General features: G+C 43.5%; 11 protein-coding genes and 1 tRNA gene. 6 read left to right on the top strand and 6 right to left on the bottom strand.

Annotation, left to right across the window (positions count from 1 at the left end; all coding sequences use genetic code 11):
• The first annotated feature begins 104 nt into the window (after positions 1-104).
• Together FOR85_RS05300 and FOR85_RS05295 are read left to right on the top strand one after the other, a co-directional pair.
• Positions 105-1691 (top strand): isocitrate lyase, encoded by a 1587-nt coding sequence (locus tag FOR85_RS05300; RefSeq protein WP_144297027.1) that lies wholly within the window; start codon positions 105-107, stop codon positions 1689-1691.
• Positions 1692-1981: 290 nt separating this feature from the next.
• On the top strand, positions 1982-3706 hold the full coding sequence (locus FOR85_RS05295) for a CYTH and CHAD domain-containing protein (RefSeq protein WP_144297026.1): 1725 nt from the start codon (positions 1982-1984) through the stop codon (positions 3704-3706).
• Positions 3707-3882: 176 nt separating this feature from the next.
• Here the strand turns inward: FOR85_RS05295 and FOR85_RS05290 are convergent, their stop codons facing one another.
• Positions 3883-4422, bottom strand: coding sequence for a L,D-transpeptidase (locus FOR85_RS05290; protein WP_068407100.1), 540 nt, complete (start codon positions 4420-4422; stop codon positions 3883-3885).
• A gap of 155 nt (positions 4423-4577) precedes the next feature.
• On the opposite strand from FOR85_RS05290, the gene FOR85_RS05285 reads away from it, so the two are divergent.
• Positions 4578-5870 (top strand): hypothetical protein, encoded by a 1293-nt coding sequence (locus tag FOR85_RS05285; protein WP_144297025.1) that lies wholly within the window; start codon positions 4578-4580, stop codon positions 5868-5870.
• Between the two features lie 132 nt (positions 5871-6002).
• On the opposite strand, the gene FOR85_RS05280 is transcribed toward FOR85_RS05285, so the two are convergent.
• The gene (locus tag FOR85_RS05280; RefSeq protein WP_068407105.1) at positions 6003-7241 is read right to left on the bottom strand and encodes an argininosuccinate synthase; all 1239 of its coding nucleotides are present in this window, start codon (positions 7239-7241) and stop codon (positions 6003-6005) included.
• Positions 7242-7573: 332 nt separating this feature from the next.
• On the opposite strand from FOR85_RS05280, the gene pyrC reads away from it, so the two are divergent.
• From pyrC to FOR85_RS05265, 3 genes are all read left to right on the top strand, one after another.
• Positions 7574-8644, top strand: coding sequence for a dihydroorotase (gene pyrC, locus FOR85_RS05275; protein WP_144297024.1), 1071 nt, complete (start codon positions 7574-7576; stop codon positions 8642-8644).
• A 293-nt stretch (positions 8645-8937) separates the two neighbouring features.
• A complete protein-coding gene (gene rnt, locus FOR85_RS05270; RefSeq protein ID WP_068407276.1) occupies positions 8938-9621 on the top strand; it encodes a ribonuclease T in 684 nt (227 codons plus the stop codon).
• 353 nt (positions 9622-9974) lie between these two features.
• Positions 9975-10050: transfer RNA gene (locus FOR85_RS05265), tRNA-Glu, on the top strand.
• Between the two features lie 395 nt (positions 10051-10445).
• Here the strand turns inward: FOR85_RS05265 and FOR85_RS05260 are convergent.
• From FOR85_RS05260 to eno, 4 genes are all read right to left on the bottom strand, one after another.
• A complete protein-coding gene (locus FOR85_RS05260; RefSeq protein ID WP_223808524.1) occupies positions 10446-11060 on the bottom strand; it encodes a BLUF domain-containing protein in 615 nt (204 codons plus the stop codon).
• 436 nt (positions 11061-11496) lie between these two features.
• On the bottom strand, positions 11497-12288 hold the full coding sequence (gene ispD, locus FOR85_RS05255; RefSeq protein WP_223808520.1) for a 2-C-methyl-D-erythritol 4-phosphate cytidylyltransferase: 792 nt from the start codon (positions 12286-12288) through the stop codon (positions 11497-11499).
• 115 nt (positions 12289-12403) lie between these two features.
• A complete protein-coding gene (locus FOR85_RS05250) occupies positions 12404-12712 on the bottom strand; it encodes a septum formation initiator family protein (protein ID WP_068407112.1) in 309 nt (102 codons plus the stop codon).
• Between the two features lie 134 nt (positions 12713-12846).
• Complete coding sequence (gene eno / locus FOR85_RS05245) at positions 12847-14163, bottom strand: phosphopyruvate hydratase (protein WP_102077674.1); 1317 nt, start codon at positions 14161-14163, stop codon at positions 12847-12849.
• Between the last annotated feature and the right edge of the window lie 43 nt (positions 14164-14206).

Genomic DNA, 14206 nt, shown 5'->3' with positions numbered 1-14206 from the left:
TATTTCTTTTCAAGAAACATTATTTTACCAGCAACACTTATCTGCATATTTTACTTAAGTAATTTACATCCCCTTTAATCCCCACCCCACCAAGGAGACTATAGATGTCAACTGCATATAAATCAGCGATTGATCTAGTACGTGAACTAAAGCAAAAGCACGGTAACTGGCAGAATATCAGCGAGACTGATGCCGCGCGTATGATGATGCAAAACCGTTTCAAAACTGGTTTAGATATCGCCAAGTATACTGCAAAAATCATGCGTCAAGACATGGAAGATTATGACAATGATACGTCTCAGTACACCCAATCTCTAGGTGCATGGCACGGTTTTGTTGCTCAGCAAACCATGTACGCTAAGAAAAAATACTTTGGCACTACTGCTAAAACGTACATCTACCTATCAGGTTGGATGGTTGCTGCTCTGCGTTCTGAGTTTGGTCCTCTGCCTGACCAATCTATGCACGAAAAAACGTCTGTGCCTAAACTAATCGAAGAAATCTACACCTTCTTACGTCAAGCTGATGCTAAAGTGTTAAACGACTACTTCCGTGAGCTAAACGCTGCAGAAGAAGCGGGTCAAGACACTTCAGCTATCCTAGAAAAAATCGAAAACTTCGATTCACACGTTGTGCCAATCATTGCTGATATCGATGCCGGTTTCGGTAACGAAGAAGCGACTTACTTGCTAACTAAGCAAATGATTGAAGCCGGTGCTTGTGCTATCCAAGTTGAAAACCAAGTGTCTGACGCAAAACAGTGTGGTCACCAAGCGGGTAAAGTAACCGTACCGCATGAAGACTACATCGCAAAAATCAATGCGATTCGTTATGCATTCCTAGAATTGGGCGTTGAAGACGGTATTATCGTTGCTCGTACTGATAGTGAGGGCGCATCACTCACGCAAAAAATCCCAGTATCAAATGAGCCAGGCGACCTTGCTTCTCAATATATCGACTTCCTAGAAATGGAAGAAGTGACCATCGAAGAAGCTAATGAAAATGACAGCCTTCTTAAGCACAACGGCAAATTGGTTCGTCCTAAGCGTCTAGCTAACGGTCTATATCAGTTCCGTGAAGAAACCAACATCGACCGCGTCGTACTTGACTGTGTCACTGCTCTAGAAAACGGTGCTGATCTACTATGGATCGAAACACCTACTCCAGACGTAGAACACATCAAAATGATGGTTGACCGTATTAAAGAAGAGCAGCCAAAAGCGAAGCTTGTATACAACAACAGCCCATCGTTCAACTGGACGCTAAACTTCCGTAAGCAAGTTATCGCTCAGTGGGAAGAAGAAGGCAAAGACATCTCTGCATACAATAAAGATGACTTGATGAGTGCTGATTACGACGGTACTGAGCTTGATGAAGCTGCTGACATCGCTGCGAAGAACTTCCAACGTGACGCATCACGCGAAGCGGGTGTCTTCCATCACCTAATCACGCTACCTACTTACCACACCACTGCACTTAGCGTTCATGAGCTTGCTAAAGGCTACTTCGGTGAAGAAGGTATGCTTGCTTATGCAGCTGGCGTCCAACGTAAAGAAATCCGTGAAGGCATCGCTTGTGTTAAACACCAAGCAATGGCGGGTTCTGACCTTGGCGATGATCACAAAGAAATCTTCTCTGGTGAAAACGCCCTTAAAGCTGGTGGTGGCAAAAACACCATGAACCAGTTCTAATAATCGCTCACTTATAGTTATATTTTATAAGTACCCGTTATAAAAAAGCCGTCCTACTTAGTAGGGCGGTTTTTTTTGGCTTTAAATAATTTCCCTGTATAAAACGATAGCGTTATTAAATAGCCATTTTTAGCACATTTAGATGTCTATCGATTGAACTGGGAACACGCCCTAGTATCCGCTAATCAGCCAAAGTAAAACTTTTACTTGTCATTGTTCGATAGCTTTCATACGATGGTAATTATTTAACAGGTATTACTAACCATTCATAACTATAATCGGGAGCCATCATGCAAGAGATAGAGCTAAAGTTTTTGGTACCAGAATCGCGCCTAAAAGGTTTGATGCGCCAAGCGAATATTAAATCCTCACAGCTTACGCAGCTGGCCGCGCATTATTATGACACTCCCGATCAGCAGCTCGCTAAGGCGGGTATTGGCTTACGTATTCGTCAGGAAGGCGATGCGTGGGTGCAGACCATCAAAGCGGGTGGCGACGGTATTGCAGCGCGTTTAGAGCACAATGCGGTACTAGATACCCAACAAGTCCAAGCCATGTTGGACACCAATACGCTCATGCCTGATTTGAGCATTTATCAAGACACTTCCATCGCCCCTGCTCTAGAACCATTTAAATTAACGAAACTGGCTAAAACGCTCACCCGCTTATATGTCACCGATGTCGAGCGTATAACGCGATTGCTCACAGATAATAGCGACAAGGACAGCAGCAATCAGATTGAAATGGCATACGACTGCGGAGCGATTATCCACGGTAGAGATGATACTCAGCGCGATAGTATTCAAGAAATCGAGTTTGAGCTGATATCAGGCGATGTAGATTTTTTATTTACGACTGCCAAAACCTGGTGTCAGCGCCATAAACTCTGCTTGTCTACAGTGACCAAAGCCGAGCGCGGTGGCTTATTAATTACGGGGCAACAACATAGCCGAGCGGTTAGCGCCAATCTTAGCGATCTAACTGTTGATAAAGACAGCAGCAGGCCGGCATTTATACGGGCAGTCGTACATAATTGCCTATTGCAAATACTACCCAATAGTAGCGCCATCGTCGCAGGCAGTACGGACAATGAGCATATTTTACAATTGTATAACGGCATTCAGCGCTTACGTACCGCGCTTAAGCTATTTAAAGGCTTCTCCGATGAGCTCAATCCTGACTGGGTGATTATTCTTAAACAAACAGCGACTTTACTGGCTGATTATCGCAAGCTTGCTTATCTTGCCAGTCATATCGAGCCCTACTTACAAGCGCATGAGGCACCAAGCGTTGATTGGTCGGCAGAAATTGAAGCGGCGAAAATCACTCCTATCGATGCGGTACGTGCCAATAATTTACAACTGACGTTGCTTGAGCTAATAGCCTTTACCATGAGTGACCCCAACCTTGAACCACAGGCGAATAAACGCGCCGCTCATAAGCTTAGAAAAACATTGGACAAACGTTATAAAAAATTGTTGAAAGCTGAGAGTAAGCTCCATGAAGCTAGGAATGCTAACGCGGATAGCAAAGATTTAACTGGTGTCAATTTGGAGAGCGTGAGTTCAGAAAGTATTAACTTAGAAGGCGTTAAATCAAAAGGCGTTAATTTAGAAAGTAGAGAGCCGCAAAGTCTGCAGACGAAGGATATAGATTTGCCAGCCAAGGACGAAAAACAAGCCCAGTATAAACTGTACCGACAGCTTGAAAAATTGCGCTACGTTAGTGAATTTGCAGCGCCCTTAATCAACAATGAAAATCTCAAAAATAAAAAGCTCAACAGTAAAAAGTCTAAAAAGAAAAGCAAGCGCTTCCTAAAACATCTCGTAAAAGTACAGCAAGCGCTTAGGCAACAACTTGATACCACTTATTATCAGCAGTGCTATCAACATAAAGCGAGCACAGACTCGAATGCCTTGTACGGCGCAGGCTGGTTGAATGCTTCTTTAATAGATACACAGAAAAAGTCTAAAAAACGCTTAGCTAAGCTTAAATCTGCGGATAAGTTCTGGTAATAAAAACTAAAACTGGCTTTTTGACCCTGTATCTTACTTATAATTAACTGAACCTTTACATAATTCAAAAAAAGACAGCGACCATCAGGTACGTTGTCTTTTTTTATGCGTAATGTTTTTAAGCATGATGTTTTTTAAGCGTAGTGTTTTTTAAGCGTAGTGTTTTCGAGTAAATATCAACGAGCAATAATGGTCACAGTTGTGCCCTCGGTCACTTGTTCAAATAACTCCAAAATATCCTCATTGCGCATCCGTATACAGCCGTGAGAGAGCGGCTCGCCCATTGGTTCGCTGTCTGGTGTGCCATGAATATAAATATAACGCTGATAAGTATCGCAGCCGCCGTGAACATTACTGCCTTTATTCAACCCCTCTTCAAGACCGCGTAACCATAAAATACGGCTTAATATCCAATCGCGCTCTGGATACAGTTTACCAAGCTCTGCACTATAGACCTCGCCTGTCGGTTTGCGTCCCACAAATACCGCGTTCATGGGTTCATTGCCGCCGATTTTTGCCGCGATAATGTGCTTACCAAGGGGTGTGCAGCCGCTATCTTGCTGGCTGCCAATACCGTTTTTAGCGGTCGATACCGTATATTGAGTCATTCCTTTATCGTATTTATATAGCGTTAACGTTTGCTGAGCAATGTTAATAACCAGTCGCACATCAGAATTTTCGTTAAACTCTTCGGTAAAGCTTTCGTTATTTGTCATAAGATTTTCCAGCGCTCATAAATCTACAGCGGTTATTATCAACTGCGTTGAGAGTAAATAGTGAGCGAAATGTTTGCGTTTTTCTATTATTAAGGGATTGTATCAAGGCTTTTGGCACCGTAATATAGGGGCACACTTTTTGATGCTAGCAGATTATGACGACTATTTCACCGACACGTGTGTCGATGTATGATTTTCTCTATCAAGATACCAAGCCGATGGTGTCATTATTGGCAGACGTGGCTAAGCTGTCATTACCGCAAGCGCGTTTGGCGATGGATGCCAGTTTGCAAGCGATTATCAGCGCCTTACTTGCTTATCAGCAGCATAATGATGGCCAAGCAGTGAGTAAAAAACTGTTTACTCGTACCGCCGTCAAAGAACTAAGACGATATAATTCAATGAATTTTTCGACCATCAATGCGACTTTATATTATCGCCAAGAGGTGGCCGATGCGATTTTTCATGAGAATGCGCGCGTGATCAAAGCCAGTGATTACATTGCAGAGCGCATTGAGGCGACGTCACCGCAAGTGCAAATACTACTCACCTCTTTATGCGTGATTGTCTTACGTGAACTGGCGATTTTAGCAGAATATAGCCAGCTTGATAATGAGGAGCTGGACAAATGGTTCGCCTTGCAGCCGCAGTTTTTATCCGTCGAGCGCTTTGTGGCCAATAAACCAGCGTTAGAATCTACCAAGCGGGCTGAACCTAATGAGAATGAAAAAACAACCACTTCTACAGAAACTGCTTTACAGTCAGACTTAAAAGTAGATGTAGAGACAGAAGTAAGAAACACCACAGAACGTACTTTATTGAGCACAGCGCAGCTCGCTGATACTCCGCCCGCTTTTGACCCTTATTGGCACGAGTTGACGACGTTTAAAACTGAAAACCATGAGCCTGTCCAAGACATGCAACTAGCGACGGGCAATTATTTAAAGGTCATTGGGCGCTCACCTGCGAATGCTCAACAAGGTAAACACAATGACTTATTGGTGTTTGCCGAAATGTCAGCCATAAGCTTGCCGCACCAGCGTTGGCTGTTGCAACTGGCGAAAATTTCAGAAATATATTTGCAGCGCAACCGCCTAAGAATTACCTCCGAGCCTGCCAGCGCACCAAAACCACCTTTGGTAAGCTTAGGTCTAATTGGCGGCAATAACGACAATACGCCGACCACCACCAGTGAAAAGCCGATTGAATACGACGCGCCTATACCGCTCTGGAAAAATCCCGTTATCCTAATCATTATTGCGGTTATTGGCGTACTTGGCGGGCTAGCAGCGCTCAAATATCAAAGCCAAAAATCTGACGGTATCAAATTGGCCACAGAAGAAGTCATCGAGCAAGATCTTATCAAGGAGCGCCAACAGCAAGATGTGGCGATTGTTATGGTAGACGATGATGAAGATGGCGCTGAAGAACCAAAAGCGTCTCAATAAGAATAATTCATAGATAAATTTTGAAGTAGACGAAAATAGTTGAACAACCCTTAAAAAACCAAAAAAAAGGCGCTAACTTATTAGCGCCTTTTTTTATTCATACTTTATTTAGAACAATCTAAAAAAATATGCTTACTTCGATAAATCACGACCACGGCTGGCTTCAATCGCCAAACGTAGACCATTTAAACGGATGAAACCTTCGGCATCTTTTTGATCATAAGCACCGGCATCATCTTCAAAAGTGGCGATTTTTTCATCAAACAGTGAATCGTCTGACTTACGGCCGACGACGCTAACCGCGCCTTTGTATAATTTGACGCGTACGGTACCGTTGACATATTCTTGTGATTTGTCAATCAAGGCTTGTAGCATCATGCGCTCAGGGCTAAACCAATAGCCGTTATAGATAATTTTAGCGTAACGCGGCATCAGCTCATCTTTTAGGTGCGCCGCTTCACGGTCAAGGGTTAATGATTCAATCCCGCGGTGTGCTTTTAGCATAATAGTACCGGCTGGGGTTTCATAGCAGCCGCGTGATTTCATACCGACATAACGGTTTTCGACGATATCCAAACGGCCAATACCGTGCTTACCGCCAATCTCATTCAGCTTAATCATTACTTCATAAGGCTTAAGCGCTTCGCCATCGATGGCAACGATATCACCTTGTTTGTATTCTAATTCTAGATATTGCGCTTCGTCAGGTGCTTCTTCTGGACTGACTGACCAGCGCCACATATCGTCTTCTGCTTCGGCGTATGGGTCTTCTAAGATGCCGCCTTCATAAGAGATATGCAGTAAGTTGGCATCCATTGAGTACGGAGATTTTTTCTTATTGCCGGCATAATCGATAGCGATATTATGTTCTTCGGCATATTTCATCAAGCTTTCACGGCTTGATAAATCCCACTCACGCCACGGCGCAATGGTGACCACGTCAGGTGATAAAGCAACGGCACCAAGCTCAAAACGTACTTGGTCATTACCTTTACCAGTCGCACCATGACTGATAGCATCAGCGTTATGCTCTTTAGCAATTTCAACCAAACGCTTGGCAATCAAAGGACGCGCGATAGAAGTCCCGAGCAGATACTCGCCTTCGTAAATGGCATTGGCGCGGAACATCGGGAACACATAATCGCGGGCAAACTCTTCACGTAAGTCTTCGATATGGATATGCTTGATACCCATGGCTTCAGCTTTGGCACGCGCCGGCTCAACTTCTTCACCTTGACCGATGTCAGCGGTGAACGTAATCACTTCTGCATCATAGGTTTCTTGTAGCCATCTGGCGATGATTGAGGTGTCAAGACCGCCGGAATAGGCCAAGACGATTTTATTAATATTTTTTGGATCAAGCTGAGCCATGAATAACTCCTAATATAAGAATTTATTATCGAATACATTTAATGAGAAATAAAAATGCGCAGGATAGGATGAAATAAATAAAAAATAGATTGCCTGCTCAGTGTACATCATATTTACGTGCGGCAAAAGTATCAGCGCCATTCGGTGCTAGGTTTTCACCGATAACTAATATAAATGCATACATAGGCGCTGGTTACTTATCAACGACATCGCGCGGCTTTTATGTACAGATAGTTCGCCGCATATTTAGTCAAGTAGGCAAATCTGTTATGATAGCAGCTCAGCTAGACTCCCTTTTACTGCCGTATAAAGATATAGAGCGCGAAGATACTATGACCGATTCGATTAGAGAATTAACCCTGCTGCAGCCAGATGATTGGCATATTCATTTGCGCGACGATAAAGCGTTGGCGACTACCGTTCCGCACGCCGCCCAAAGCTTTAACCGCGTCATCTGTATGCCAAACTTGGTACCGCCTGTTAAAAATATCGATGCGGCGCAAGCCTACCGTGAGCGCATCCTGCAGCATTTAGCAGCAAGCGATTTGAGTGCGGAGCGTAAAGCAGCTTTTGACCCACGCATGACCTTGTATCTTACTGATAACACCACCGCTCAGGATATCGAAATGGCGGCAAAATCTGGTATCGTGCAAGCGGTCAAGCTCTACCCAGCTGGCGCCACGACCAACTCTGCCGACGGTGTCACCGATATTAATGCCTGCGTCGATGTCTTTGAAGCGCTGGAAAAATACAATCTACCACTACTGCTCCATGGCGAAGTCACGCATGACCATGTCGATATCTTTGACCGTGAAAAGCGCTTTTTAGACGAAGTGTTGGCACAAATCATCGTCAAATTTCCGACGATGAAAATTGTGCTAGAGCATATAACGACCAGTGATGCCGCCGACTTTGTCTTAGAACAAGGCAATCAAATTGCTGCGACCATTACGCCCCAGCACTTAATGTTTAATCGCAATCATTTATTGGTCGGCGGTATCAAGCCGCACTTTTACTGCCTGCCTATTTTAAAACGTGAAAGCCATCAAAAAGTATTGTTGGATGTCGCCACCAGTGGCAATCCAAAATTCTTTTTAGGCACAGATTCGGCGCCGCATGCAACGAACGCAAAAGAATCGGCTTGCGGCTGTGCTGGCTGTTATAGTGCTGCTAATGCCTTACCGCTATACGCCACTGCTTTTGATAGTGTGGGTAAAATCGACAAACTTGAAGGATTTGCCAGCCGATTTGGCGCTCAGTTCTATGGTTTGCCATTAAATGACAGCACCATCACGTTGATAAACACGCCGATGCAAGTACCGACCCATTACCCTTACTTTGATGGCGCGTCGTTAACGCCCCTATTGGCGGGCGAGACGTTACCTTGGTCTATTAAAGCTTAACAGCAGTGACATAACGCTATTTGCCTGCATTTATTTCATATCCTATGCTAGGTCTGCACTTTTGCTAAAACGCCAATTCGCTTAGCAAAAGTAAACCTCGTATCATAGGATATTTATTGTTTATTTCATTCAATACCACAGCACGACTGATAAAAGCGATTTAACCTGATATGACCATTCAAAATGATGCCAGCTTACCTAGAAACAATTTGGCTAATACGGAAAATGCCTGTCTTACTACTACCTCAAGCGCTACTGCCGATAGTAACGGCGCAACAGATGAACAAGCACCCATGCGCTTAAAAGAGCGTTTTCGTAAGTTTTTGCCTGTTGTCGTCGATGTCGAAACCGCAGGCTTTAATGCGCAAACCGACGCCTTATTAGAGATTGCTTGTATTCCTGTACTACTTGATGAGCAAGGCGTGTTTTATCCAGGTGAGGCATTTAACGCCCATATCGAGCCGTTTGAAGGCGCAAATCTTGAGCCAAGCGCGCTTGCCTTTACCGGTATCGATCCTAATAATCCACTGCGTAAAGCCATTGCCGAAGATGAAAAAACGGCGCTGCGCCGTATTTTTAAAGGCTTAAAAGAAGTACGCCGCGCTGAAGACTGCCGTCAATGCGTTTTGATTGGCCATAATGCCCATTTTGACTTAGCGTTTTTAAATGCGGCAGTGTTGCGTACCAACAGCAAAAACCATAATCCGTTTCATAACTTCTCAGTTTTCGATACCGTGACGCTGTCTGCGCTTGCATTCGGACAAACGGTACTCGCGCGTGCTTGTAAGGCTGCTGGGCTTGATTTTGATGGTAATGACGCACATTCAGCGCTCTATGATACCCAAAAGACGGCTGAACTGTTTTGTCATATTCTAAATAGCTACCCGATGCTCGCGAACGCTATCCATAACGAGCAGGAAAATACCGAGACAGCCGCTAACAGCACTGTCGATAGCAACGCTGACGACGCCAAGTAAAATAAAGCATACGCCCTTTGCATTGTTAAACTCAATGAATAGTGTTATCTATAGCTAATCACCTATTATGGATTAGGTGAGCTTAACAAAAAGGGACTTTGCTATGGAACCACAGGTTAAATTATGGGCAACCATTATCGGTTACATGCTACTGGCGTTAACCATTAGCGCTTGTACGTCGTTGTGGATTCGGCATCATTTAAAGCGAAAAGACCTACATCCACGGCGCGCGCTTAAAAAAAGATACTTAATTTCAAAAAGGCGTCGAAAAAGGCTTGACAGCAAGCGCGGTCGCCATTAAAATACGCACCACTTCGGCATAAATGGTGAAAGCAGCTGAAGTGTTGTTACTAGTCCCCATCGTCTAGAGGCCTAGGACACCGCCCTTTCACGGCGGTAACGGGGGTTCGAATCCCCCTGGGGACGCCACTATTTGGCGTCACTTATTAGCAAATTTGCTATCAAGCATAAATAAGACTGATAAGCACACCAGCAAAACCCTACTCATAGAAATATGAGTGGGGTTTTTTTATGCTTATTTGTTTTCACGAATATCTATAGTGAGTGAAACTTAATATCGATACATCACGTACTGCTGATATCAATTTTTCTTGCTTGCTGTGCTTGCGCAGACAGAGGCTACAAAAAATTGATATCAGCAGTACCGTAGCGTTTTTAGAATATTTTGACTATATCTGTCTTTCATCAATATTTATAAATACTCATAAATAAAGTGAGCATGATTTACATTATTCTCTCGCAGCAAAAAGCCAGCACTGAATGCTGGCTTTTTAAATATCTATGCGCTAATTATTTACAACAATTTACCAAATCTTATCGGCTAACATCAACCAAAGCAGCGCCAACACGATTAAGCCCGCTAAGACACTTTGAATTAAGAAAAACGCTTGATGCTGACCGACGACTTTACCTAAGGTCACCCCTAGCGTACTGTATTTTATCGGCTGGGTATCAAGCTCACCAGTCTTTTCTTGGTCTTCATAATAACCTTGCAGAATATCTAAAAATTGCTGCCAGCCATTAACTTCCCAAGTATGGGGCTTAAATGGCATAAAAGATTTTAGCTTTGGCTCATTCATCATCCAGCGCTCAAGAGTGATCGAGCGTAGCGACCATCCCGCAAAACGGCGTTCAGCAATTGCCGAAAAATCCAATATTTTTAAATCTTTATGTCGATCATCGACCAACAAGCGGTTTTTCAAATTGGTCAATGCTTGTTCTGACCCTTCTACACATTGAAAAAAGTAGCCATTGCCGTAGCAAAGGATACCGGTAATGTTATCGGCTTGATTACGCTCAATCGCGACCTCTGCGATGTCATTAAGCGTACTCGCACTTGCAAGACTAGTCGACGTAATGTGGCTCAGACATACAAGCTGGCAGAGATCTGACGTTACTGGATTTGTCGAATCATTCACTGTTGACAATCAGCTTCTCCCTATTATCAGGTAAATGTAGCTAAGACAACCATACTCATTTTAGAAAAAATAGAACAACAAGGCATTTAGAAGTAACAAATTGGCTTGTTATATTATTGATTTATAAATGTTTATATTAATTGTATTAAGTTGGTTACATCATAGGCTAATTTCGTCATCAAAGCAATATATGTTTATTTTAAATGACTACTTATTAATACTAAACGTTGCTTTAAAACCATTTATATTCAACATATAGCATAAATAAATACTTTTTTATTCAACAGTCAGTCTAAAATCTTAGAAAAAAAAGGTGAGAAATGAATGCTATGAGAAGAGTCATCTCAATTTAGAACTTGAGAATAGAAAATTTATAGTGAAATACTTAGCAGGGGAAAGAATGAGAAATGCAAATAGTGATGGTGGTGAAAATCTTTTAAGACAATTGGGACTGGGCGTTAAGAATCGCGCTAAGCAAAATAGCGTCGTCAGGATAGGTAAGTTTAATGTTCTGCCGATTGCCAACGACCAAACGAATTGGCAGCGCTAAGTACTCGAACGCGCTTGCTTCATCGGTGATAGTAAGGTCATGCTCTTCAACATAAGCCAATACTTCTCGCAGCTTAGCTAAGCGAAAGACTTGCGGCGTTTGCGCTTGCCACATATTGCTACGCTCAAGCGTACGTTCAACATAAGAATGCTGTTTACCTTTAGCGCTATTAATAGCTTCGGAGACAGCGCTAGCGTGCTTATAGGACGCTGTATAGGATTGTTTTAGGGTATCGGCAACTGGGGTCGCTAAGATAGCGCCATACGGCTCTTGCAGCGCGGCTTTAATCACTTTATCAATATCTTGCTGAGGCACCGCTGGACGCGCGGCATCATGGATAAGCACCAAGTCTGAGTCATGCGCACCTGCCCTAATAAGCGCCTCTACCCCTGCTTGCACGGATTGCCAACGCTCTGCTCCACCGCTCGTATATTCAATAGGCAATGCAAAATTAAGCGTCTGCGCCGTATGATCATCTTTTGCAATCACCAATAAACACTGATCAATATAACGACTGCTCGCAAGCCGCGCCACGCTATGTTGTAACAAGGTCTGCCCTTGTAGCTTGGTATATTGTTTGGCGATTGATGCACCAAAACGACTACCGCGACCCGCAGCGACAATCATGGCATGTATATGTGGTGTGGTATTCATAAGGTGGTTTTGATTGATACTCATGGTCAGATTCCATGATGATATGACTGGATTGGATAAAAAGGAAGTTAAAAAAAATCGTACTTTAAATATAAGCAGAAAAAATTATAGGTAATCGTTTATTTTGGAGTAGATAGAATCAATAACGGCTATGGGTTGTCGGCGCTGTTGATACTTGTACAAAAGTTTCATTTGGCTTAATCAAGCCTAAATCTAAACGCGCGTGTTCCTCTACCGCTTCAAGGCCGGTTTTTAGATCATGAACGTCCGTACGCAGCAAGTTATTTGCCGCTACTTGATTATCATTTAAACGCTGTTGTTCTTCAATCTGGGTCAATAATTTATGATGCTCAAATTGACCGTTTTCACCCAGCCAATACTGGTATTGCAGCCCTAACAGTACAGCGACCGCTAAAGCAAGTAAGATAAATTGGCTAAAGTATTTCATAAAGTATTAACGCCAAGTGATAAAGGGATAATAATTAAAATCGAAAATTAGATTAACTTATTAGGCGCTATATCATCTTGCGAATGACAATATAGCGCTTAGCTTTAAGCCTAACTTTTCAACTACTTAGCTGATTAGCCACGTAAACCGATAAACTCTTCACGGCCACGGTAGCTTGCACGTACCTGTTGCTCGATACGTAGTAGCTGATTGTATTTTGCAACACGGTCTGAGCGGCATAGTGAGCCGGTTTTAATTTGTCCCGCTGCTGTGCCAACTGCTAAGTCAGCAATGGTGCTGTCTTCCGTTTCACCTGAACGATGCGAGATAATCGTTGCATAGCCATTTTTCTTCGCCAGATAAATCGCATCTAGGGTTTCTGACAAGGTGCCGATTTGGTTAAACTTAATCAAAATCGCATTGGCAATATGTTTATCAATACCTTCTTGCAAAATAGCAGGGTTGGTCACGAACAAATCATCACCAACCAACTGAACTTTATCACCAATCTGTTCAGTTAAGTATTTCCAGCCATCCCAATCCGACTCATCAAGACCGTCTTCGATAGAGATGATAGGATATTGACGCGTCAAGCCTACGAGGTAATCTGAAAAACCTTGGCTATCAAAGGATTTATTACCCTCGCCTGCCAAGATATATTGACCATCTTTATAAAACTCACTGGCAGCACAGTCTAGAGCCAAATGGATATCATCGCCAGCTTTATAACCGACTTGCTCAATCGCTTGCATGATAACGGTGATGGCTTCTTCATTGCTACGCAAGTTTGGTGCAAAACCGCCTTCATCACCGACCGCGGTATTTAAACCCTGTGCTTTTAGGACAGATTTTAAGCTATGAAAAATCTCTGTACCCGCACGCAGCGCTTCTGAGAAGCTGGTGAAACCAACCGGCTCAATCATAAACTCTTGGATATCAACGGTATTGTCTGCGTGCTCGCCACCGTTCAAGATGTTCATCATCGGTACCGGCATGGTCAATGATGTCTGATTGCGCAAGTTTGCGATATATTGATGCAACGGTAGGCTTTGTGACTTAGCAGCTGCTTTTGCCGTTGCCAAAGACACCGCCAACATGGCATTAGCGCCAAGGTTGTCTTTATTTTCTGTACCATCGAGCGCAATCATAGCGTCATCAATCGCTTGCTGTTCAGTGACGTCTTTGTCCATAAGCGCGCTACGAATCTGGCTATTGACATTGGCAACGGCTTTTTTGACGCCTTTACCCATGTAGCGATCTTGATCGCCATCACGCAGCTCAAGCGCTTCACGTGAGCCAGTTGAGGCGCCACTTGGGGCAGCAGCACGGCCAATTGTGCCGTCAGCTAAGATGACATCAGCTTCAATCGTTGGGTTACCGCGCGAGTCTAAAATCTCACGAGCGCGAATGTCTATAATTGCGGCGAAGTTGGTGGTTTCTTCAGCGTACATAATGTCTGTTAATTCCTATGGTCATGCCAAGTTTGAGGGATAA

Origin of the sequence: Psychrobacter sp. YGAH215, assembly GCF_007280595.1 — a bacterium.
Classification (GTDB): domain Bacteria; phylum Pseudomonadota; class Gammaproteobacteria; order Pseudomonadales; family Moraxellaceae; genus Psychrobacter; species Psychrobacter faecalis.
This window is presented reverse-complemented; position numbering and strand designations above follow the sequence as displayed.